At 55.1% G+C, this 21527-nt stretch carries 28 protein-coding genes; 8 read left to right on the top strand and 20 right to left on the bottom strand.

The features are described from left to right. Positions 1 to 153: 153 nt before the first annotated feature. The 3 genes from ACRBB0_RS22825 (at position 154) to ACRBB0_RS22815 (ending at position 2387) form a co-directional block, all read left to right on the top strand. Complete coding sequence (locus ACRBB0_RS22825) at positions 154 to 864, top strand: ParA family protein (protein WP_431376782.1); 711 nt, start codon at positions 154 to 156, stop codon at positions 862 to 864. Further along, positions 864 to 1478, top strand: a complete 615-nt coding sequence (locus ACRBB0_RS22820; RefSeq protein ID WP_431376781.1) for a hypothetical protein — start codon at positions 864 to 866, stop codon at positions 1476 to 1478. The genes ACRBB0_RS22825 and ACRBB0_RS22820 overlap by 1 nt, the downstream gene beginning before the upstream one ends. 492 nt (positions 1479 to 1970) lie before the next feature. Then, on the top strand, positions 1971 to 2387 hold the full coding sequence (locus ACRBB0_RS22815) for a hypothetical protein (protein ID WP_431376780.1): 417 nt from the start codon (positions 1971 to 1973) through the stop codon (positions 2385 to 2387). Positions 2388 to 2572: 185 nt separating this feature from the next. Here ACRBB0_RS22815 and ACRBB0_RS22810 read toward each other — a convergent pair whose 3' ends face one another. From ACRBB0_RS22810 to ACRBB0_RS22760, 11 genes are all read right to left on the bottom strand, one after another. Further along, positions 2573 to 3418, bottom strand: a complete 846-nt coding sequence (locus ACRBB0_RS22810; protein ID WP_431376779.1) for a DUF3560 domain-containing protein — start codon at positions 3416 to 3418, stop codon at positions 2573 to 2575. A 515-nt stretch (positions 3419 to 3933) separates the two neighbouring features. Continuing rightward, the gene (locus ACRBB0_RS22805) at positions 3934 to 4890 is read right to left on the bottom strand and encodes a hypothetical protein (protein ID WP_431376778.1); all 957 of its coding nucleotides are present in this window, start codon (positions 4888 to 4890) and stop codon (positions 3934 to 3936) included. Between the two features lie 1012 nt (positions 4891 to 5902). Beyond that, positions 5903 to 6712, bottom strand: coding sequence for an N-6 DNA methylase (locus tag ACRBB0_RS22800; protein ID WP_431376777.1), 810 nt, complete (start codon positions 6710 to 6712; stop codon positions 5903 to 5905). Next, positions 6709 to 6915 (bottom strand): hypothetical protein, encoded by a 207-nt coding sequence (locus tag ACRBB0_RS22795; protein WP_431376776.1) that lies wholly within the window; start codon positions 6913 to 6915, stop codon positions 6709 to 6711. The genes ACRBB0_RS22800 and ACRBB0_RS22795 overlap by 4 nt, the downstream gene beginning before the upstream one ends. Then, on the bottom strand, positions 6912 to 7118 hold the full coding sequence (locus ACRBB0_RS22790) for a hypothetical protein (protein WP_431376775.1): 207 nt from the start codon (positions 7116 to 7118) through the stop codon (positions 6912 to 6914). Before ACRBB0_RS22790 ends, ACRBB0_RS22795 begins: the two co-directional genes overlap by 4 nt. Further along, entirely contained in the window at positions 7115 to 7528 is a 414-nt protein-coding gene (locus tag ACRBB0_RS22785) for a hypothetical protein (RefSeq protein ID WP_431376774.1), read from the bottom strand. Before ACRBB0_RS22785 ends, ACRBB0_RS22790 begins: the two co-directional genes overlap by 4 nt. A gap of 56 nt (positions 7529 to 7584) precedes the next feature. After that, positions 7585 to 7965: a DUF3768 domain-containing protein gene (locus tag ACRBB0_RS22780; protein ID WP_431376773.1), complete on the bottom strand. Its 381-nt coding sequence runs from the start codon at positions 7963 to 7965 to the stop codon at positions 7585 to 7587. Beyond that, entirely contained in the window at positions 7962 to 8165 is a 204-nt protein-coding gene (locus ACRBB0_RS22775; RefSeq protein WP_431376772.1) for a hypothetical protein, read from the bottom strand. The genes ACRBB0_RS22780 and ACRBB0_RS22775 overlap by 4 nt, the downstream gene beginning before the upstream one ends. After that, on the bottom strand, positions 8158 to 8391 hold the full coding sequence (locus tag ACRBB0_RS22770; protein ID WP_431376771.1) for a hypothetical protein: 234 nt from the start codon (positions 8389 to 8391) through the stop codon (positions 8158 to 8160). Before ACRBB0_RS22770 ends, ACRBB0_RS22775 begins: the two co-directional genes overlap by 8 nt. 575 nt (positions 8392 to 8966) lie before the next feature. Then, the gene (locus ACRBB0_RS22765) at positions 8967 to 9326 is read right to left on the bottom strand and encodes a hypothetical protein (RefSeq protein WP_431376770.1); all 360 of its coding nucleotides are present in this window, start codon (positions 9324 to 9326) and stop codon (positions 8967 to 8969) included. An 84-nt stretch (positions 9327 to 9410) separates the two neighbouring features. Continuing rightward, a complete protein-coding gene (locus ACRBB0_RS22760) occupies positions 9411 to 9758 on the bottom strand; it encodes a single-stranded DNA-binding protein (protein ID WP_431376769.1) in 348 nt (115 codons plus the stop codon). A 471-nt stretch (positions 9759 to 10229) separates the two neighbouring features. On the opposite strand from ACRBB0_RS22760, the gene ACRBB0_RS22755 reads away from it, so the two are divergent. Then, a complete protein-coding gene (locus tag ACRBB0_RS22755) occupies positions 10230 to 10679 on the top strand; it encodes a thermonuclease family protein (RefSeq protein WP_431376768.1) in 450 nt (149 codons plus the stop codon). A gap of 72 nt (positions 10680 to 10751) precedes the next feature. Here ACRBB0_RS22755 and ACRBB0_RS22750 read toward each other — a convergent pair whose 3' ends face one another. From ACRBB0_RS22750 to ACRBB0_RS22720, 7 genes are all read right to left on the bottom strand, one after another. Then, positions 10752 to 11078 carry a hypothetical protein gene (locus ACRBB0_RS22750; RefSeq protein ID WP_431376767.1) on the bottom strand — a complete coding sequence of 109 codons (327 nt, stop codon included), beginning with the start codon at positions 11076 to 11078 and terminating at the stop codon, positions 10752 to 10754. Positions 11079 to 11081: 3 nt separating this feature from the next. Beyond that, complete coding sequence (locus tag ACRBB0_RS22745) at positions 11082 to 11330, bottom strand: hypothetical protein (protein WP_431376766.1); 249 nt, start codon at positions 11328 to 11330, stop codon at positions 11082 to 11084. A gap of 70 nt (positions 11331 to 11400) precedes the next feature. Beyond that, complete coding sequence (locus tag ACRBB0_RS22740) at positions 11401 to 11823, bottom strand: hypothetical protein (RefSeq protein ID WP_431376765.1); 423 nt, start codon at positions 11821 to 11823, stop codon at positions 11401 to 11403. Next, entirely contained in the window at positions 11816 to 12058 is a 243-nt protein-coding gene (locus tag ACRBB0_RS22735) for a type II toxin-antitoxin system prevent-host-death family antitoxin (RefSeq protein ID WP_431376764.1), read from the bottom strand. The genes ACRBB0_RS22740 and ACRBB0_RS22735 overlap by 8 nt, the downstream gene beginning before the upstream one ends. 142 nt (positions 12059 to 12200) lie before the next feature. Further along, positions 12201 to 12749, bottom strand: coding sequence for a YcbK family protein (locus tag ACRBB0_RS22730; protein WP_431376763.1), 549 nt, complete (start codon positions 12747 to 12749; stop codon positions 12201 to 12203). A 172-nt stretch (positions 12750 to 12921) separates the two neighbouring features. Then, complete coding sequence (locus tag ACRBB0_RS22725; RefSeq protein WP_431376762.1) at positions 12922 to 14760, bottom strand: ParB/RepB/Spo0J family partition protein; 1839 nt, start codon at positions 14758 to 14760, stop codon at positions 12922 to 12924. 67 nt (positions 14761 to 14827) lie between these two features. After that, positions 14828 to 15163: a DUF1419 domain-containing protein gene (locus ACRBB0_RS22720; RefSeq protein WP_431376761.1), complete on the bottom strand. Its 336-nt coding sequence runs from the start codon at positions 15161 to 15163 to the stop codon at positions 14828 to 14830. A gap of 724 nt (positions 15164 to 15887) precedes the next feature. Between ACRBB0_RS22720 and ACRBB0_RS22715 the strand changes: the two genes are divergently transcribed. The 3 genes from ACRBB0_RS22715 (at position 15888) to ACRBB0_RS22705 (ending at position 17390) form a co-directional block, all read left to right on the top strand. Beyond that, positions 15888 to 16163 carry a hypothetical protein gene (locus tag ACRBB0_RS22715; protein ID WP_431376760.1) on the top strand — a complete coding sequence of 92 codons (276 nt, stop codon included), beginning with the start codon at positions 15888 to 15890 and terminating at the stop codon, positions 16161 to 16163. Beyond that, a complete protein-coding gene (locus ACRBB0_RS22710; RefSeq protein WP_431376759.1) occupies positions 16144 to 16452 on the top strand; it encodes a hypothetical protein in 309 nt (102 codons plus the stop codon). The genes ACRBB0_RS22715 and ACRBB0_RS22710 overlap by 20 nt, the downstream gene beginning before the upstream one ends. A 257-nt stretch (positions 16453 to 16709) precedes the next feature. Beyond that, positions 16710 to 17390, top strand: a complete 681-nt coding sequence (locus tag ACRBB0_RS22705; protein ID WP_431376758.1) for an SOS response-associated peptidase — start codon at positions 16710 to 16712, stop codon at positions 17388 to 17390. A 235-nt stretch (positions 17391 to 17625) separates the two neighbouring features. On the opposite strand, the gene repC is transcribed toward ACRBB0_RS22705, so the two are convergent. Next, positions 17626 to 18828, bottom strand: coding sequence for a replication initiation protein RepC (gene repC, locus ACRBB0_RS22700; RefSeq protein WP_431376757.1), 1203 nt, complete (start codon positions 18826 to 18828; stop codon positions 17626 to 17628). Positions 18829 to 19438: 610 nt separating this feature from the next. Further along, on the bottom strand, positions 19439 to 20203 hold the full coding sequence (locus ACRBB0_RS22695) for a hypothetical protein (RefSeq protein WP_431376756.1): 765 nt from the start codon (positions 20201 to 20203) through the stop codon (positions 19439 to 19441). A 268-nt stretch (positions 20204 to 20471) separates the two neighbouring features. Here ACRBB0_RS22695 and ACRBB0_RS22690 point away from each other — a divergent pair, with 268 nt between their 5' ends. Then, the gene (locus ACRBB0_RS22690; protein ID WP_431376755.1) at positions 20472 to 21464 is read left to right on the top strand and encodes an IS30 family transposase; all 993 of its coding nucleotides are present in this window, start codon (positions 20472 to 20474) and stop codon (positions 21462 to 21464) included. Positions 21465 to 21527: the final 63 nt, after the last annotated feature.

Here is a 21527-nt window from a genome sequence, read left to right as displayed (position 1 = left end):
GGCAACAGGGCACACGGCACAGGTAACAGGGCAGAGTGAACACGGCACAGGCAACACGGCACACGGCGCAAGGAACACTTGACAGGCAACACGGCACAAGGCACAAGGCACAAGGAACAGGAAGCAGGCAACAAAGAACAAGGAACAGGCAACATGCCCAACGAAGATATGAAAGTGATTTCGGTAATGACCCGAAAAGGTGGTGCCGGAAAAACGACTTTGACGCGCGCACTCATTAGCGCCGCCATGTCACGGGGCAAACGCTGCCTTGTGTTCGATGCTGATCCGCAACAGGCCCTCGCGCGTTGGGCGACCAAACTCAAGATTGACGACCCTTTGTTCAAGATCGAGCCTTTGACCAAAGCCAGCGAGTTGGAGGAAAAGGCAGAGGAAGCCTACGAAAACGACACAGCGGACTTTGTGTTTGTTGATACCATCGGTGCAGCCGGAGCCTGGGCTGATGATCTGGCGTCGGAAAGTGACGCGATTGTTGTGCCGATGATGTTGAGTGACGATGATCTGGAAATTACAACCGATACCTTCAATTGGTATGTAGGGCTACGTGAACGGGCGGACGATCCAGAAGCCCTACCAACTTTCCACGTTCTCCTATCGAACGTGCCAGCTAAGCAAAGCAAGTCTGAGCTGCTGATCGAACAGAAAGCTCTCTCACAGTTTCCCGTCATGGACGACTATTTCGTGCACCGGATACAGCACAAAGACGCCTCGGCAGAAGGCTTCATTCACCACATTGCGGAAAACCGCCGCACCGGCCCCGGCCATCTTCGAGTTCAGGCAGCCCGCTTCAATGAAGCGCTCGAAGAAGCCTCATCCATTCTTGATGCACTAACGGGGGGTAGCTGATGGCACGGAAGAAAAAGCCAAAGATCGCTGGATCGGACCCAACCTATACGTCCGATTTTTCGGAGTTCAACAAACTGCCGACCAACAAACCCCCTGAAATTCAGGCACCCGAACCGCAGCCTGTTCAACCCCAAGAACCCAAGCCGGAAACTACCACCGTCCCACCAGCAGCTCGGACACGCAAGCCAAGGGCAAAACCAGCGACAGCACCAGTACGGAAGCAGACAGCCCCAGAACCAAAGAAGGATCTCGGATCAAAACGCGAGCTAACCTTGATCGCGGCGGTCAAAATTGACCAGCACACCAAACTTGAAGCGCTGGAAAAAAAGGGCCTACCGCAGAAAGACATAATCGCCTTGGCTGGCAGACGGGCGATTGAGCGTTTCGACCCAAAACCGGAATTTGTCGAAAAACCGGAAGCTGAGCGCAGACCGATGCGGGAAGGCTACAAGAGTACGAAGCGCGTCGATACTACGTTGCTTGAAAAACTGAGAGACAAGCACGATCCGTTGCGCGTCTCATCGGATGCCGCAATGGTGCGAGGTCAATTCGAAATTCTGTTTTGGTCCTGCCTTGATGAAGTCATCAAAGAACTGAACAGCAAGTATTCATAGAAGGCGCGGCCAGCCGCGCAGTTTATCCTTAGAAGGGGGAAGGAGTTTCGGCTTCCTTCCCCCTGAAACAAAATAGACAGGGCCGTGTCCTCGCGCTGCGCGCTGCGGGCCGCACCAACCCTGTCGATTTGGTTTCACCCCCAACCTCTCAAGCTCCGCGCATACTCAGGGATAAGCAGTCGCTTACCCTGTTCCAATTCCGAGAAACGGGCAAGGGAAGTGCTGTTCTCAGTGCAGACAGAGGAAAGATCATGGCACACAAGAAGAGGCTCCACGCAGAACCCATAAAACGGATTTTAGACAGAGAGACGCGTGAGGTGGTGGGATGGCTTTACAAATGGAATACAGGCTCATTGGTGCCGATGTGGAAGGACGGGCGCAAGACGGATGTGATCTATGTGGAAGCGACCGGATAGAAGCCGCCGAAACATAAGCAAGACCTTGGATTTACGGGCCGAAAATGCTAGGCTGTCTCCAAAAAGGAGGCAGCCTATGCTTTTTAACAAACCACTGATTTTGGGTATTATTGTTGGCAGTCTGCCGGTCACTGCGCAAGCATGGGAACATAGTATGGAACGTGGCGTTGACCTTTATCAGACGCTTGACGGCGCTGTCTCGGTGTCGATGGTCTGCGACCCAAATACCGTCTATGGAACAACTGTTAGTGCCGTTATGGTCGGCGTTGGTCCTGAACTGGATATGAGTGTTCCTGTGACATTCCGTTTTCCCGACTTAATCTCTATTCAAGCCACGTTGGACCATGGCCGAATTTCGAAAGCTGATAACGCTGGCGGAGCATGGGAACCGCTGCTCACTGGCTTTCGCACGCACAGCGCGGTGGCCGTCTCTGTTGGCGATGAATCCTATGACGTTAAGCTGGGCGACCCGATGCCGTTTAGTTGCCTTTGACCAGGCCCGAAGGGCCTCCGCGTGAAGCGCAAGGGCGGGGCAGGGGACGGGCGTAGCCCGTTCCAAGCCGCGTCACAATCACCACAATAGAAAAAGCCCCCGCCATTTCAGGCAGGGGCCGCATGGGCCAGATAAACCAACAGGGAGTGGGGTTAGCTTATCACCAGTTGACCGACATTCAATTTTCAAAGCTCAACGCCTAGCTCCTTTAGGGCCAACCGAGCCGAATAACGGGCGTTTCCGGTGAGTTGCCGTTGCCACGCTCCTTGTGACGGTGCCCAGCGAAAGCCATGCGATTTCATAATGCGGCGCACCTCCGCGCTTGGCTTGGCATCGAAGATAAATTGAACGCGGTTCTCTTCGACATTCTCAACCACATTACAAACACCCTGAAACTCGTGACGTTTTGTTGTGGCCGCGCTGGCTTTTTCGAGTTGTTCAATGCGTTTTTTGGTGGCTTTGATCTTCGCGTTAAGGTTCGTCAACTGGTAGGGCGCAAAACCGATAGGTCCTGCATGACCCCATTGCGGTTTGAGCAATTCGCGGGCCATTGCCGGAGTGTAAAAATCCGCCACACCCGCCAATTCTGCCGCGTAGCTGTCAAAGGTCTCGCCCTCTGTCTCTGGTGTCACGCCCTTCTTGTTCCACTTGCGCACAACACGGTTTACCGCCTTCATGTTGGTTTGCTGGGATTGCAAATTGGTCAATTTTTCAGTCAGTTTCGGGATAGCGTCGGGGTCGTCGCTGCTGATCCCGCCAGTGCCAACACTCGCCGCCTTTGCGCGCAACTCCTTGGCTCGTTTGTCTTCCTCAACGCTTTTGCGCATGGCATTGTCTGCCCGTTTGATAGCGGCGCGGTGGCGACCTTCTGAATGGTGGCCGCGTAGGATCGGCTGACCAAAAGGAATGCCTGTCGCGTCTTCGCTCATGTCAGCACGTTTATATGCAGCGTTTGAACGTTCGTCGGCCCGATCTGCTGCGGCTTCCAGACGGGCGCGGCGGTCTTCTTGTTTTTGCTCGTAGCTGTTCATGTCGTTTGATCCTTCGTGGTGTGGGCGGGGTCTTTGCCCCTTTGGAATGGTTTTTTGGACAACCGCTGAAAGCGGCTGATCCTGAAAACCTGACCCGCTGGCGAAGCGTGGGGGTTAGCAACTGCAAGGCAGGATCGACGGGGGTGGTGCGGCCCGCAGCGCGCAGCGCGAGGACACGGCCCCGTCTATCCGAACTTGCGGGCGCGAGGGGGCGAAGTCCCCTTAGCGACGTGACGCAGTGGCGTTCGGCTTGTCCGAACCCCAAGTCACAAAGGAAAAATCAGGATCGCCCGAGATCCGCCGCCCCATGCGACCGTCACCCGAATGGGCAGATCGGCGCGGCCCAGGGCAGGGCATGAGACAAAGGACAGGGCGCGGCTCGGAGAGACGTGACCAGGACTATTGGATCAGCTCGCACGGGGGCGTGACGTTCTGGGCGTAAGCCGGTCTGCCGGCTGAAGCCTAGGGCGCGGTGACACGGCCATAAGGCCGGGGCAGGGGCCAAACTGAAAGCGCTATTCTAAGTACCCGATACGCTCCAAGAGCGCCTTCTTGGTCCCGAAAACATCACGCAAAACCTGAACGAGATTTTCATTGGTAGCCGTCAGATCGGCATCAGATTCACTCTCAAACGCTTCCATCATCGGACGGATTTCGTCATCTTCAACAAAGTGCAGCGCGTTCCCCTGCCACTCGATAATATCGGAAAAATCATTCGAACCTTCTCCGTAAGAAGGACTGACCGAAAGGCGAACGGTTGTATTGACTAGCGCCAACTGCTCATCGGTCAAATCATGAGCTTCAGCATACCAATCTGGGACATAAGGACACTCAATACCGACGGTATCGAGCCGCCAGCCGAAGTCATCCATGGACGACGGTTTTGGTAAATTAACCTGCACGTTTTCAAGTGTTCCAAGCTCTTTGCGCAGATGATCGTAAAGCGACACGTCAAAACGCACGATTTCGTCCTCCCGCTCAAGGCAAACATCCATGACCATGCCGCGTTCAATCCAAGGGACCAGCCAAAAGTTTGTTTCGCAAAACTCCTCTTCGGGTTCGCAGGGTGTCAGGTAGCAAAATTTCTCTGCGCCAGCCGCGTAGCATCTGGCGGCAATATCCGCGAAAAACGCGTCAAAAAAGCCCTTCGAAAATGGAAAAGAGCCGCGAACCAACTGCGTAGGGGTGGGCAAGCTGATGTACTGAGACGACATATGTTCGCCCGTCTCGTTGTCCAGAGCCTGTTCGCAGTAACGGCTGGCGATAAAAGCGGCCAGCGAAGACAACTTGTCGAGCTTGACCAGGCTAGCTAAATACAGGTCGTCTGGCATTTCCATCCTGCCGCTCATCCATTTTTTGATGGTGTCCAACCGAACACCATAGAACGCCGCCGCTTCCTTCTGGGAGAAGCCGAACCGAGCAATTACGGACGAAGCCGGAGTAGGCAATTTGAATGGATAGTCGTCTGGCATGGGAATATTCATATATAAACCTCAATTTGAGCTGTGCTGTGGATTTGAAACCAGAAACGGTGGTTAAGACCTCCGACGGTGCAGCAAGAGTAGGTCATCCCGACACTTTGTTCAATAGAACAGAAAGGCAGAAGCCCCGTTCGAGGCTTTGCCGTGCAGCCGCTATTTTTCACGGCGCTTTATCGTGAACTTGATCTTGATGATGAGCAAATTCAGCTCGACGCTTAGGCTCAAGTCGATTTTACGTAGCTGCTTTCTGAGTGTTCTTAACCGCCGCGCAGCAATGCGACGTAACCGATTAGATTTTTTGCGAAGGTATTTCATAATTGTCTCCTTAGTGAATAAACAGGGCCTTGAAACACGGCGGTCATAGGGGAGCCTGTCAACACGCGCGTAGCGCCCCGAAGGGCTTGGCGTTGACAGGTTCCCGCGCCGTGTATCTTGCCCGACCGTTTTTCACGGAGACGGTTATGCTATTCGGAAACTCAGGTTTCTTTTGTCGCTGCGGGAAAGATAACAACACGTCGGAAAAGCCGTGCCAGTACCAGCTTGCGCCAATAACCAGGGCAAGCCACAATCAAGCCATTGCGCGGCTACATTGAACGAGCCATGGGGGCGTCTGCCCCCGCGCCTACGGCGCTCCCCCGAGGATATTTTTAGGAAGATGAAAGCGGAAAATATGAGCAAGACAGGAAAGTGCGGTCACTGTGGATTTGAGCCTGTCGCGGTTCGAGCCAAGACCTGCCCGAAATGTAACGGTGAAGATCCAGTGCTAGCCGGTGCAACCTTGGGCGATTGGGGGAAGGGCCTTGGCTTCGCCGCATTGGCGTTAGCGGCGATGGTCGGTTTACTCGTGATATTCGGCTTTCCCAACTAGATGCTGAACAATCTTGCTGAAACGAGTCTCCCGAAGTCGCCGCGATTAGCGGCTTCCGCGCGAATAGCGCACGTCCTTGTCACGGACGGCCGCAAGGTCGTCTGGGGCAGGGACTACCAAGGCAGATAGCCACCCTCAAAAGAGGGTGAGCTGATCGCCTGCAATGGCTGGGCCTGTTTCAAGACTTTCAAGACGTTCTGCGCGCTCGGTCTCGATGCGCTGCACCCGCTCTTTGTCAGCCGCTTCCCATTGTGCGGCCCGCTCTTTCTGCTTAGCAAAGGGGTCGCCGTTGGCATTGAGAAAGACCGGCGCGGCGGCGGTATAAGCGCCAGTGAACACCTCAAGGGAAATGCTGTTGCCGCAAACGATCTTGCCAGCAAGGCCACGGGCGGCGCATTGCAGATAGCACATATGGTAAGTCGATCGCGAAAGCTCTACCGCCTCGATCCAGACACTCGTTTCCAGATTGTGGCCTTTACCCTCGATCACATCAGCCACCGCCATGAGCATACCGCCTGCGCCTGCGGCTGGTTCTTGCAAGGTGACGAACCCTTGTTCATCAATCATCTGGTCAACGTCAGTCAGGTTAATTTCAGCCATGAGGCGCGACACCTCATAAGGCGTGAAAAACTGCCCAAGGCGGCTTTCCAGAGCGCCGATTTCACCCGCAACCATGCCCAGAAAATCACACCCGCCACCACTGATTTCTCCAAGGGCAAGGCCCATAAGTTCGGGCATTTTGCGCACATCGTCTTTGTCGCGGTAACGCCCAACCACTTCCATATATTGGGCTTCAAGGGCGTCCTGCTGCTCGGTGAACGGGCTGGCCTTCTTTGCCAGTGCGCAATAGCCCATTTCGCAGAAGTCAGAAAAAACCTCTGTGCGGTGTTTCGAGCGGTCAATATCATTCATCAACCGCACAAATTCTTTCGCTGCTGGTGTCATGCCGCCACCTCAGCAATGTAAAAGTCTTCGGGCTGGCCGTTCAGCTTGTCGCCTGCGCGGTTGGTTAGGCCGATGGTGTTCTGATTGGGTTGAAACGTGATCAGATATTGCCCGTGACAGTCCTTTGTTACGTGGTATCCATCATTGGCCCAGCGAACGGGTTTTCCTGCATCAACGGCGGCTTGGATTTCTTCGATGGTCATGATTCAATCACCTTTTCGATGGCTGAATTTTCGCTGCCGCAATCGTCGCAAACGGTATGGTCAAAGATTGCGCTAAGCTCCCATTGCTGAAGCTCTGCGTTCCATTCGGCGTAGGCGTCCTTTCGGATGTTCTCGCCGCCACAAGCGCCGCAATGGATTATCACGTCAGGATCGGGGTGGGGGGTGCTGGCTGTCTGGTTCATTGCCCCAATGCCTCCGGCTCGGCCTGCCGTTCCTCGCGGTAATACTGGTGCGCGTCCTTGTCGTGCCGCCCGAAGGCAAGCCCGTGCTGATCGGCAAAATGGCGCAGATCGCAAAGCGCATAGGTCAAAAGCTCCCGCGCTTCTTCGGTGTCGATATAGAGGTCCTGCAACGCGGCCTTGATCCGGTCGCTTTGGCGGATCGCCCCTTGCCGCGCCTCGGCGTTGCCATAGGTCAGGGCTTCGGGGGAAAGGTGCTGAATGGTGACGCCACAACAGGCAACGCCTGTGGTGCTGTCGGCATCCAGAAGCCGCACTAGATCGTCGTGAATGCTCTGCCCCTGCGCGGTCAGGCTGTCGTTTGCTGAACAGGAATAGACAAGCTGGGCGGTGACGGTGATTTCTTCTTGCATTGGGGTAGTCCTTGAAAAACGGGGGAATGGCCCCCCTGTAACGGGGGGCGCTGGCGCTAGTATTCGCTGCGCAACATGATCGTGAGCGCGCGCCGCGTGGCCGTGGGGTTCGCCGGGTCTTCGCTGCCGTAGTGGTAGGCTGTGTCGTAAAGGTCGATTTTCCAGAACAGCTTTTCGCCTGCGACCTCAAACGCCCCGAACGTGTGATCCCCGTAAGGGTCATTGTCTTCGGTAAAGGTGTCGAACTGCGCCACTGCTGCCAGAACGGCTTGACGAAAACCCTCCGCTTCTTCGGCAACACCCGGCGTCAGGACGATTTGACCGATAATTCCCTGCCGTGCGACTTGAATAGCGGCCTCTGGGTCCAGAATGGCTTGGCGGAAAATATCGTTCTGCTTCGCAACCTCGGAAACGACTGAGCAATATTCTACGGTCATTGGCCTGCCTCCGCCCAATCAATCGCCCATGCGTCCATTGTTGCCAGCGCTTTGCCGTATGGATCGGCAAGCGAAAGGTCGGGTTTTGTGGCGGCCGCGCGGTGATGATCGCGGCCCAAAACCCGCAATGTGACTTCGCAGTTTGATAAGACGGTTTCCGTTCCTGTCCGGTCGGGGTGGTCAATCGTCAGCTTAAACATGAGCTTCATCCTCCACCGAAAAAACAACGGTTTCGCCTTCGACGGTGTAGGCAACTTCCTTGGAAAGAAGTTGACGCGCTGCATAAGCGGGAAGGGTTGGGAAGGTATCGCAAACCACTTTCACCATCTGCGCCTGATCTTCTTCGAACGCATAACCATTGATCGCCCAAGCAATGATGCCCGGCGTGTGAACGGCTGGGGATGATCCCAATCGAAATGTTTTCATGTCGTTTGATCCTTCGTGGTGTGGGCGGGGTCTTTGCCCCTTTGGAATGGTTTTTTGGACAACCGCTGAAAGCGGCTGATCCTGAAAACCTGACCCGCTGGCGAAGCGTGGGGGTTAGCAACTGCAAGGCAGGATCGACGGGGGTGGTGCGGCCCGCAGCGCGCAGCGCGAGGACACGGCCCTGTCTATCCGAACTTGCGGGCGCGAGGGGGCGAAGTCCCCTTAGCGACGTGACGCAGTGGCGTTCGGCTTGTCCGAACCCCAAGTCACAAAGGAAAAATCAGGATCGCCCGAGATCCGTCGCCCCATGCGACCGTCATCCGAATGGGCAAATCGGCGCGGCCCAGGGCAGGGCATGAGACAAAGGACAGGGCGCGGCTCGGAGAGACGTGACCAGGACTATTGGATCAGCTCGCACGGGGGTTCTGGGCGTAAGCCGGTCTGCCGGCTGAAGCCTAGGGCGCGGTGACACGGCCATAAGGCCGGGGCAGGGGCCAAATACCGAAAACCGAACCTTTGACGCCAACATCTAATGGTGTCTAAATCTTCAAAATCGGCGGGACAATGAAGACGAGCTATACTGGGTCTTTGGCGACTAGCTCTGCTGCGATCAAGCCGACGATACTGGCGTAAGCCATCGACCCATCGGGTTGCTCGACGCGAGAAAGCGACTTCGCAACATCTACGGGGAGAAGCCCATGTTGCAGCAACAGCGAAAACATCACGCAAGCGTCTTGGATCTGAAATTCGAGCTGTGAGCCTGATTTGAAGCCCGCAGAATAGAAAACTTCACGCGGCCTGTCTGGTTCGTCGGGATCGTAGCCGATAGACAGATGGACGGTGTGTCCTTCGGGCGTCGTGACTTTCCGATTTTCTGCCAAGCGCCGTGTCGGCAGAACGTGACGAGGATCGGGGGTCGCTTTGTATTTCGGCATTGGTGCGTCCTCTGGCTCTGTCTGGTCTCGGCCGACATTCAAGACGGGGTGAAAGGCGGGCCGTGGGGCCCGCCTTCAGGGCGTTTAGTCCTGGTTACGCTCCATCGAGCGTTTCACCGCCTGGGTGATGTTGTCGAAGTCTTCCGCCGCCATCGTGATCCCGTATTCGGTGCCGCCATCGGATTTTTCCCATTGGGTCTGGCGGATGGTCCCGCGCGCGTGAACGATGTCACCGGGTTGGACGTTTTCTTTCGCCCACTTGATGACGTTCTCGTTGAAGATCGTCACTTCGTTCCAGAAGGGATTGGACTGGAACTCGCCTTGGTTGTCCTTGCGGCCATACTCAGCGGCGATGCTGACCCGAAGGGTGCTGCCGACTTCTTTGGTTTTGCCAACGCGGCCCATGATCTGAAATTCTGCAAAGGTTCTCATTGTGGTGTCTCCTTGGTGAGAGTGTTTCGATAAAAACGGTCATGCCAGTGTTCGATGCGATCAAACCAAAAAACGGAGGGTCCGAACGATATTATAATATTGTTTAGCAATATTTCATATCGGGTGGAAGCCGTTTTTTTGTTTGAAGGGGAGGGCGCTAGCCCGCGCCGGTCGCTAAGAGAAGACTGAGCAATGTTCCGTTTGAGAAACACGTCCAAGGGGACACTTAAGAACCTGCCCGCTCAGTTTTTTGAGGGCCGGATAAAACCAAAGTTGTTGGCAGCGGGCGCAACACATCGTGACGAAAATGATCATCACTAGGACAACCAATGCGATGACGAAACCTAGAAGGGACAGAGGATCTTCTGTAGAACGGAAAAGGGCGAAAGGTCCGGCGCAGACAGCCCATGCTTGTGGGCAACGGTCCAATAGGAAAAGCGGCGGGACCGAATACGGGATTACGAGCGAGGAATGACAGGCATACTCGGCATGAAGCGGCGCAAGCAACCCAGATACCGCCAAGCGGTTCTTTGGCTCGTTTTGACCGCGGCGGTGTTGGTCGGGATCTCGATGTTTTCGACGGGCGAAACCAAACGCCTGCAACCCGCCTCGATCTATGTTGTAGACGGCGACACTATCGACGTTGCGGGAAAACGGTTCAGGTTGGTGGATTTCGACACACCGGAAACCTATGAGCCTCAATGCGATAACGAGCTGGCCCTTGGAAACGCTGCAACAAAGAGGTTGCGCGACCTGGTTGAATCAGGGCAACCGCTCGATCTGGTTATCTTGCCCGGGCTGGATGACTATGATCGCAATTTGGCGCGTTTCTATGTGGGCGGAAAAAATCTCGCTGATATTTTGACCGCCGAAGGTCTGGCCCGAGCTTACCAGGGCGGGCGGCGTCAAAGCTGGTGCTGATCCCGCGATAGCGGTTCTGCGCGAACAGCGCAGGCCCGTGGCGGCAGGGCGGTGCCCTGGCGCCACGGGCAATCATTCAGAGGCGGTGGATTTTCCAAAAGCATTCAATAGGCCAAGAGCGATAGCAACGAGCGCCACATAGAGCGTAAAGAACAGCCAGATACCGGCAAAAGCCAAGCCGATGTAGGTGAGGGTTGTGGGCTGGGTATCCAGTCTGAATGGATCGCCACTCAACCCTTTGCCAAGCCAAAGCCCAAAACCCAGAGTCGGCAGAAAAACGGCCCACGCGGCTAAAGTGTATTTTGCAGACACAGCGCGTCCGCCTTTCCACGACAAAGACAAGACCCTGAATGGTCTGAAAACGACCTCGGCCATCCTGTATTGAAGACGTTCAAGCATTTCTCACCCCGGAGGCAACCCATAGCGCACAAGCTGTTCCGACCACTCTGCCTTGTTGTCCTCTTCCTGCGCAACAGCAGGGTATGGATTGGCCGGACCGTACATCACGCCATCTTCTTCAAAGCGGCCATGAAAGCCGGAAAGCCAAGCCTTGTGAAATTCGGTCCGAGCCAGCATAAGGCGCATCCAGCGGGGTGCTGCCCACCCTGAATAACCGGCAAGATAAATGCGATGGTAAAGAACACCGAACATCGGTCAGCACCTTTCTTAATCTCCGTAGGGGTCGCGTAGACTAACGAGACCACCATGTTTGTTTGGGGCCTCAGTTTCGACCTACACCCTTAGCTTTGCGAGCTTTGATGGCCTCGATCATCTTTCCCTGCACGAGTTTGATGAACATCGAGGTAAACTCGCCTTTCAGTGCGCGTGGCTCAAGGTAATAGGTCCGCTTGTAGGCTTCGAAATTGTACTCGTTGGCTATGACCCAAGCCTGAACAGATGTGTCCAGACCTGCGCGGCGCAGCTCGATTTCTGGAACCTCAACTGCGTAAGGGTTGTTGTCTGGTTCCAACGTCGTCAAGGGCACCAGCATCACAACAGCCTCACCGTCTTTGTTGGTGGTCAACAGCGAAACGGTTGTTGGCCTTTGCTTCTTGCTCTCGACGCGACCCGCCTCTGCCTCATGCGACCAAAGGTAAGGATAGCGCCAAACTTGGCCGATTTTTGGATCGTTGCTATCAGTCATTGTCGATGCTGTTCTGTAGTTCGGTCATAAGGCGAGCGGCTTCGGCATCGTCCAGATCGTCCACATGGTACGCGGTGCGGCTGTCTTTGCCTTGCCGCAGGGCTTCAAATTCCTCGGTGGATAGAACCACAAAACGTCGCTTGCCGTGGCGGGCGATAGCGACCGGCTGCTGTGCAGCAAGGGCCAGAACATCGCCAGTCCTGTTGGCTAGGTCTGTTGCGGAAAACTGTCGCATTGTGCCTCCTTTCGTGAAACAGCTAATTTAGCTAATATATATAAAACATGATGAGGCATTGCAATACCCAATTTAGCTAAATTCCAGAAAAAGAAGCCCCGCCGAAGCGGGGCCAGGTACATCCTCACCACAAGGAAACTGGTCAACCACTCCAACGCCGCCCTGCTGGGCCAACGTCGATGTGGGTAAAATTCGTGTAGCGGCCTAAGCCATGAACTCCGTAGGCTTCAGCATAGCCGACGACAAGAGCAGGGCTGACGCCTACCATATTGAAATCACATGCCCGACCTCGGACATGCTGTGAATCTCGGGCTGCACCTTCGATGGTCGCGTTTCGACCAGCGGTACGATAACCCGAGTTAATCAAGATCAGTTTTGGTGAGCCAAAATCCAGCGACATGCGCGTCTGGATCAACGCTAGGTCGCTGAACAATAGCGGGTCGATCGTTCGTTGCGCACCACCGTCGCGCCAATCGCGCCATAACCAATTCAACCTTCTCAGATTGCTGGCGTCGTATTGCTGACCAATCCGAAATCGCAGCGCGAGCCGGTCGCCGTTTGTATTCGCAACCATGATACGATCATAACCAACATCGGACCAAGGCGTGTCTTGCGCGAGGCAAACAGCCGGAGCGGCGAGCAACATCGTCGCCATGCTCACGGTCTTCAGAAATTGCCTCTTCGTTTGCATCGTCATATCCTTATGCAGAAAGTCGCGGTTTAACTGCGCAGCGACCCCAAAAACAATATTACAATATTGTCACAGCGTCACCAAGTCGTTTCAATCAAAAGCGCCGCACAATAGAGAAAATCTTTGGCACTCAATGAATGGGGCAGGGCGCTTGTGCGCCCCGCCCAGCCCGTTAGACCATACCTTCGGGCAACCATGCTGCGATCCGCGCTTCTTGCGTCTCTGTGACGCCAAGCGCCTTGCGTGTGGATTCGTCGCCAAACAGCTTTTCCAGCTTCGCGGCCTTCTCGCCTTTTTTCAGTGCCGCGAAGGTCTTAGACGCATCATGGCTGTCGGACAGGTCCAACAATTCGTTCCACAATTCGATCATGTAAGGGCCACCAACGCGGCTGAAAAAGTTCTCCGCTGTCGGCGTGAAGTAAGTCCGCGTGTCCTTCTTCGTCTTCTCGTCAATCAACTCGCCAAGGTCGGCGTGTGAGATTGAAAGCTGGCCGATAAGGGTCCGCACAAGCATATCCATGCACTTCTTATGGCCGCGCTTGCGAAACGCGATGAAGTCCTCGGCCTTGCTGCCTTTGCTCTCCACCGGATCGGGCAACGTCAAACGCTTATCTTGCGTGTAACCCGTCTCACACTCTGGCACATTCGCCAGATAGGGCAGGGACACATCATAAGCATGGATGCGCTGCCAACCCTTCGATTGCGTCAACTGGAACGCCAGAAGATCAAGAGCAAGCGTAGGATCGTCCAGTAGGGCGTTCTGACGTGTGCCGATGACAATGCGGTCAAGGTCTTCCTGCAACTTGGCTGAAATAGGTGATTTCTTCGGCGTCTCCTTGTGGGCAGACTTCTTTAGTACACCTGCTGCAATGGCCGCTTGCTGGTCTTCCTGCCGCACAAGCCCTTCGATCACCTTAAGTTCGCCGCTATGGTCAACATAGATCACAATGCCAGCATGTGCTTGCTGCTCGTCGGTGAATGCACCGTCAACCTTCGCTTGCAACGCCAGAAATTCAGCCGTGCCAGCTTCATCGCAGGCGTCGGCATTCACCAACTCCCCCAACTCGTCGTAGCGGTCGCTTTCTTCCTCGGTCAACACGCCTTCGATTTTGTAGACCCGCGCCATCTTCATGCGCTGGATCGTATCGCCGTAGACATAATCATCGGTGATGCCTTCGCCCCATGTCCAACCGTTATCCTTTGCGATCTTCGCGGCGGTGCCGGCAAGTTTGGCCTCAAAGCACTCTTGCAGAATGGTCGGATCATCGAAGATCGTCTCGTCTTCAAAAAGATCACCACCAACACGGCCTCCTGCCGCTTTGTAGTCTTCTACACCAACAAACACGGCGCGGCGGTCTGTGCCTTTGACGTGATCGGGTTTCAAACCTTCCTTGATCTGATAGTCGGTCATTGCGCCCCATCCCTTCGTGCCGTTCGCCTTCACGCGCTCCAACACTTCAAGGGTCAGCTTCTCGTCGTTGCTGATCGTAAACGCCTTGGCTTGGGACAGGCTGATTTCGCTCGCCTTCAAAGCGTCCAATACAGCCGTATGAAGGCCGGCCAAGGCCAAACGGCGGTAAACCTTCTTCTCAGTCACACCATAAGCCACGGCGATCTGTCCAGCGGACAAACCTGTCTTTTCCAACGCGCCATAGTCGCGGATTTCATCGGCAGGGTGCAGGTCTTGGCGTTGCGCGTTCTCGCTCGTCGCCCATAGTTTCGCGGTGTCTTCATCTGCCGCAATCTGAACCTGAACGGTTTGAAAACGCGGATCATCCTGCAACAACGCAAGGGCGCGGTATCGACGCCCACCAGCTACCACGCCCACACCCTCGGTCCCGTCATGGCGGAAACCTGCAAGATTGTGGATCAAGCCAGCGATTTTGATATTCTCGGCCAGCGATGTGATTTCATCTTCGGAAACCACGGTGCGCGGGTTCAAAGGCGAAACGTAAAGATCGGAAAACGCTACGGTTTCGGTGATCTGCGGAATGTTCGTTTGTTCAGTCATGGTATTGGTCCTTCTGGTGGTGAGTTTAGTTAAGGGTGCCGCACCCTTTGCGGATGCGGCTTTCGGCCTATGCGGCCAACTGCTCGGAAACGTGATTTGTGAAAGCCTGAACGGTCTCGCCAAACACCTGCTGGCCCGTGTTCTGTACGGCCAAACAAAAGGCGCGATCACCGATCTTGATCCATGCGTCAGACAGAAATTCGGTTGCTGCCTCGGACATAACGAACGCTCCGCCCAACCAATGCTTAGGCGGCAATACGTTCAGAAAATGATCCCACGTTTCCGGCTCTACCTCGAACCATTGACCCGCTTTGCGCACGTCTGGCCCATAGCCACGGTTCAACAGCTTGAACGTCTCAGACTCGTTAGAAACGCCTTCGCTGATCTTCTCAAAATTTTCCATATTCGGTTCCTTTGTGGTGTGACCTTGAGGCTTTGCGCCCCTTAATTGGCCTGATTGGCAGGTCAGACGCCGAAGGCGCCTGTTCCTGCTGATCTGCCACGTGGCGAACGCGGAGGGGGGCGAGAACAGATGGAAAATGGGGAGGGGGATCACCCGGCAACGCAGCCCGAAGGGACCGTTGTTGGGGACACCCCATTTTCTGTCTGTTCCGAGGGGGGAGGCCGCGCCTTCCCCCTGGCGCAGCGCTGCGGCGTTCGGCTTGCCCGAACCCCAAGCTGCCAACAAGAAACCGGATCGAGCGAGATCCGATGCCGAAGGCATGGGACCGTGTGATTGTCCAGTCTTGTGCAGCTTCGACCCTGGGAGAACGCGCATGACCGAAGCAGGTCAGAAACGGAGACACAAATATCGGAGTGCTGATCCTGTGGGCAATCTCACGGTCTAGCAGGGCAGGGGCGTCTGCCCCCGCGCCTACGGCGCTCCCCCGAGGATATTTTTAGGAAGATGAAAGCTGAAAAAGGGGCCGTTGCCCCGAGTTTTCGCGTCTTGGCCTTACTGATGACACACTGAACGATATTATTGTATCATGGACGATGTTAGTATATTGTAGTGATGCGAAACAGGCAGGGATGCCGATGATCGTGGAAGGTGAAAAGTGAATGCTTTTCGTCCAAGGGGGCCGGAGCCGATGGGTTTCGGTCCCCGGCTTATAAAGAGGGTAGCCATGAAAATCATTCTGATTCTGGTTCTGTTCAATCTGCAATCCGGCTCCGAAGTCATTACGGCCGAGTTTGATGACATTGAAGCATGTGCAAATGCCGCTGTCCGCACGTTCCAGGGCGTCGATAGCGAAGTGGAAACAAAGGCATTAGTGCCCTTGGAGGGAACAACTATCATTGACGGAACAATGATTGCTTACGGAGCAGACGGGAACCCTGTTGGGATGTATAGCTGTAGCCCATCGAAGACAGGTAGACCAAATGAGTTCAATCCCTATTGATGCAACTGCGCATGATCGCAAAGAACTGGACAAGGCGCTCTCCCTGCTTGGTTCGCAAGGTTATTTTTCAGAGTACGAGGTTTGGCTTGGAATATCCAATGCCGGACGATCCTCTGCGGTAATTGAGTGGATGCAAGACTATTGGGACGGAAAACTATTGTGCATCGCAACAGAGTGCGGTGATGAAGGCTGGATTTATTCCTGTTTTGATCCCGCAGAGCTTCGGATCGCGACAGTTCACGAGCTGGTGCGCGACGAAGCTGAGTTGCAGAGCAAATTGCAGATTTAAGGCTGCAAGGGCGAAGATCGTCACCCGAATGGGCAGATCGGCGCGACCCTGGGCGAGCATGAACCAAAGGATAGGGCTCGGCTCTGAAAGAGACACGGCCTGACTATTGGATCAGCACGCAGCGGGTAGCGATGTTCTGGGCGGAAGCCGGTCTGCCGGCTAGAGCCTAGAGCTGTTCCGGCGCTTGCGTCGGACGCCTCCAAATACCAATATTGCTTCAAAACCAACGGAATTTCGCTCTACGCGCCGGAAAAACTATGTGTCCACTGTACTCAAACACGCTGCCGCCTGAGCTAATGCGGCAACTTTTTCAGATTGACCCAAGCCGCGATCATCTTGGCAACGCTCAATCTTTGCCGTCAATCTTCCCGAAAACCATGTCGCCAATGGTGACGATCGACCCGACCGGCCACCGGCAACTAGAAAACGCTCACTGGGGTTTTGTGTTGCCTCAGAAATCGACCCGAACGGGACTTCCAATCCAGCCGAAGGCAGTGAACAACGCCCGAGATGACAAACTGAGAGTATCCCGGTTTTGGAAGTCTAGCTTTGAAAAAAGGCGTTGCCTGGTCCCGGCCACCAGTTTTTGCGAGCCGAAAGGAAAGAGACCAGCCACCTATTTTTGGTTTGGTTTGAAAGGCGAAGATCCGCGACCACCTTTTGCGTTCGCCGGAATTTGGACCCTTTTTGATGGAATCTACGGGCAAGATCCTCGGAAAACTCTGACGTCCACGATCATCACCACGAAACCAAATGAGCTGGTAGCCGAAGTGCATCCAGACAGAATGCCAGTCATTTTGGAGCCACACAATTACCAGACCTGGCTTACCGGTTCCGCGACTGAAGCCTTCGATCTGATCGAGCCACTTCAAGCGGAAAAAATGACCATTCATCAATCGGGCGCACAAATGAAATCCGATCATGGGGCGACCCCATGAGGGCGTGGGATTATCCCTGCGAAACCGTCGTTATCCGCTGCGATCGGTGCAAGCGCGAGGGCCGATACTCGAAAACTCGGTTTATCGAGCTGGTCGGTGGCAACACGCATTTGCCTTCGGCGCTTGGCATCATCGCGAAGGATTGCCCGCGGGCGAACAAACCGAGCGGCATTCTGAACAACCGATGCAAGGCGCACTATCCTGAGCTGGCGCAGATCCATAAACGGCGCGGAACTCATTGACCGCGCCGCCGCGCGAGACCGATGAGGCTTCCGACCAGGTTCAACGACCCAGATTGGTGACGGGCGGTCATGGCGCGTAGCGCCCCGCCCGGATTGCGGATCGGGGTGGTGGGATGGTTCCTGTTGGCGTCGATCAACAAGACACACAGGGAAGCGCCAACATCGCCCATGAGACTTACCGCCTTGATCCAAGCGTCATGGTTGATGCCTAGTGGATGAATGATTTGCGTGGCCGCGTCGATGATGTGAATCTCGCGAAGGGTAGGGGTATCGCCCTGACATGCGAGGATGTAAGACTGCATATCGTCACTGGCGAGCTTGAAAATGCGCTCCGGTGTCAGATGATTGATGAATTGGGTGTTGCGCGCTGCCCTCTCCGCTCCATGCTTATTTTCTAAGCAAATTTCGGAGCCGTCAGGCGACGAACAACTAAATTCAGAGTGCGCGGGCTTGCCCGCGCCCCGTTCATCTACGCTGGCGTTACAGATTACAGATGAACTATCTTGGTTGTTCTCTTGTATAAAGCACGGGAAGTTTTCTGCCGCTTTGGCGGTAGAATCTGGACGTGTTTCAAGGAAATCATCCAAGGTTGTGCACAGGGCTTGTGCCTCTGAAACGTGCCGCTCAAGCGCCTCGATCGGCATGTTGGCGAGACGCGCGGCCAAAGGCCAAGCGTCAAACGCCTCGATGATGCTCAGAAGGCGTGGATGGGCCAGCGTATCGGGTGTCATATCCCTCAGATGGCGCTTGATGTGGCGGACGTAGGTGCTGCGGCGGTTGCGCAGAACCTTACGGTGGGACCGCTCGGCCGTCAGCTGCTCCTTGAGGTTCAACAGATCGGGGACCAGGGCAATCAGTCTGGAAAACACGATGCCACAGCCACCGAAGGGCGAGCGAGATCCGTTGCCTTTCACACGTTTCTCTATAAGACCGGCGGCCTCAAGGGCAGCTTCATCGTCATAAAGCGCACGACGGGTTTTGCTCAACGCCTCGGCGGTTTGATCCTGGGGCGCGAAAAAGACCGGCTCGCGGTCTGGGGCCGTCCAGTCGCCGGGGGCGGTTTGCTTCATCATGTAGAGAAGTGCGTGAAGGCGGCTGCTGCGCAGTCCGAGGGCGGGGGCCAGCTCGATAAGAAGCTGCTCAACGGAAAACCGCTGATGCCCTTGTGGTAGGGATGGGAATGTCCTGTCAGTCATGGTTCTGTCCTTGCTCGTTGGTGAAACAAGGCGGTGGCGGGCAAATCTTCTTCGTTCGCACAAATGCGTTTTTTGTTGCCAGCTCGAAGAGGGGGTGGTAAAACCGAGGTCGAGAGAATTGGACCTACTGAAGAATTGGCGTTCTTTGGTTTCTGAACCCCCCCGTTAGGTTTCCGCCTTGCGGGGGTTTCTACTTTCTGGGGCTATTTTCCTCCTTCCGATTCTGTTCCTCTAACCAGACGTTAACACACAAGACCTTGCCTGTCGGCGCGCTGATCCTGCTGATTGTTGTGTCTGAGGCTAAACCTTGTGGTTTTCCGAGGCTCAGGCTGAGACACATCTTCCTCGTTCGCAAAAACTGCGTTTTTTGCTTGCTTGCGACGATGTTGTGATGATAAAACCGGAGCTAACTTCTAGAGCTACTTCGGGATTGCCGTCCCTTGGCTTTATCAAAAACCCCCCGTTAGGTTGACGCCTTGCGGGGGTTTGTTTTTGGGGTGTGCTGCTCCTTTGCCTGATTGCCTCAATGATTCTTATCTTTAGCAACAGGCATACAATCTTTAGATGCCTGTCGCAATTATAGTATTGTCGCGTTTCGGCGGCACTAGGCTTAGTAGTTGACCTGCTCAAAGCCATAATTACCTTCATAGTCGCGCCAGTCGATGAACACAGATCGGTGCCAAATGCTCGGGCAGTTCGATCCATATCCCTCCATGCCCGTGTGGGCGTCGGGCAGATCGCCAGCCGACGCCCTGCGCCATCCGAAACTGCCTTGCCTGCCGTATGTCCCAAGTTCTACGACCGACCATCGGTCACATCCGCGCTCGTCACCGTCACTTTGTCGCGCCCAACGAACGTGGAAAACACGGATCGACCGCACGAAGTCAAACTCTCGGCCACCAATATCTATATCGGCAGTACCGTTCTCGGTGCTAAGACCGTTGATGAGCTGAAGCATGGTTTCTTCGGGAAGGCGTTGTGCAGACCCGCCGCTTCGGCGGAAAACGGCGGGCTGCGGTTCCAACTGAAAGTCCGTGAGTGGTTGCGTTGGAACTGATTGTTGCGGTGTGCTGTCGTCCATCAGGATTTCATAAATGCGGTTTGCATCGAGTGTCGAAGGATCAACCTCAAAGGAAGCGCCCATCGGACAGCGCCAAATTTGGAGTGGGGGTTCAATGGGCCAAGGGGTGATGCGTCGGATAAACTCGGCGCGGGCCCGGGCGCACGGAACCGAAGCAGGCCAGCCGCCAGATAGACAAAGTAGGATAGCGCAATCAATTTGATAGGACTGCGCCTGGGCGCGCTCAGGGGCCGCAACGAAACTGACGGAGGCGGCAGCCAATGCCAGTGCGCTTGTGCGGAGAAATTTCAGCATGGGTGTCTCCTTCGCAAGAATGAGTGGTTATAAGCCGTCCACGACTTTATAATATTGTTTAATGCCTCAAAGATTACCTATTTTCAATCCCTTTGTGGTTGATCAACGACGTGTCCGTTTCTGGCAGTAAGATGAGCTGTTGGGCCGGTCTCAATGTTAATACAATTAACATAATAAACCTTATACGCCGTGACAGGTGTAGCCGGGCACATTCTAAACTGGGTTGCGACGAATCCCCTATCTTGCTGGAAAGCAAGGAGAATGGAAGATGGCCCACACAGAGCTGGATTTGCGTGAACGACGCGCAATCGAGGATATGTTGAATGCAAAGATGCCGGTCGGCAAGATCGCAGCGGAGATCGGCAGACATCGCTCGACAATCTATCGCGAGATCAAGCGCAATTATTTTACCGATGATGAGCTGCCGTACCTGACAGGATACTACGGTATGAATGCGCAGCGTTTGGCGTCCGCCAGACGTGCCAGGCGACGCAAGCTGGTGCGATTGGAAGATCTGCGCAAAGCGGTGATTGCCGGGTTGAAGGAAGGCTGGTCTCCGGAACAGATCGCCGGTCGGCTTGGTTTCGATGGCCACCCAGTTCGCGTCAGCCACGAGACGATCTATGAGTATGTCTATGGCCCGGATGGCCAATCCGAAGAACCGGCGCGCTATCTGCCCAGCCGTCGGAAGAAACGGCGCCCACGCTATGCACGACGGCCCAGAGGTCAGGTTTTCCCACCCCATCGGTCCATTCACGAGCGCCCTGAACATGTGAAGACACGCGAGGCGTTCGGTGACTGGGAAGGCGATCTGATGATCTTTGAACGTGCCAATGGCAAGATGAACGTCGCTTCACTCGTCGAACGCAAGACCCGTTTCGCTGTCCTGTTCCGCAACAACGACCGCAGTTCGACCCACTTCATGAACAAGCTGATGAACGTGATGGAACCCCTGCCCCAACCGGCACGGCGCTCCATCACCTTTGATCGTGGCTTCGAGTTCCGCGCATGGCGCAAACTCAAAACCGGTATCGGCACGGAAAGTTGGTTCTGTGACCCGCAAGCGCCCTGGCAGAAAGGATCGGTCGAAAATCTGAACAAACGTGCCCGACGATATCTGCCGCGTGACACCCAGCTCGCGGCGCTCTCAAATCGCAATATGAAGGCGATTTGCGACCGCCTCAACGGCACCCCCAGAAAGTGCCTGGGATGGCAAACACCCACCGAAGCGTTCAGAGAAGAAATGATGAAACTGAGATAGCGGAAAACGTCGCAACGACCCTTGAGCCTTCAAGCGCGCCCACAATGGGGTCTGCTCCGGCTG

This window comes from Pelagimonas sp. (assembly GCF_050633425.1).
In the GTDB taxonomy this organism is placed as follows: domain Bacteria; phylum Pseudomonadota; class Alphaproteobacteria; order Rhodobacterales; family Rhodobacteraceae; genus Pelagimonas.
The sequence above is the reverse complement of the archived record's forward strand: the minus strand, read 5'-3'. Positions and strand labels throughout refer to the sequence as shown.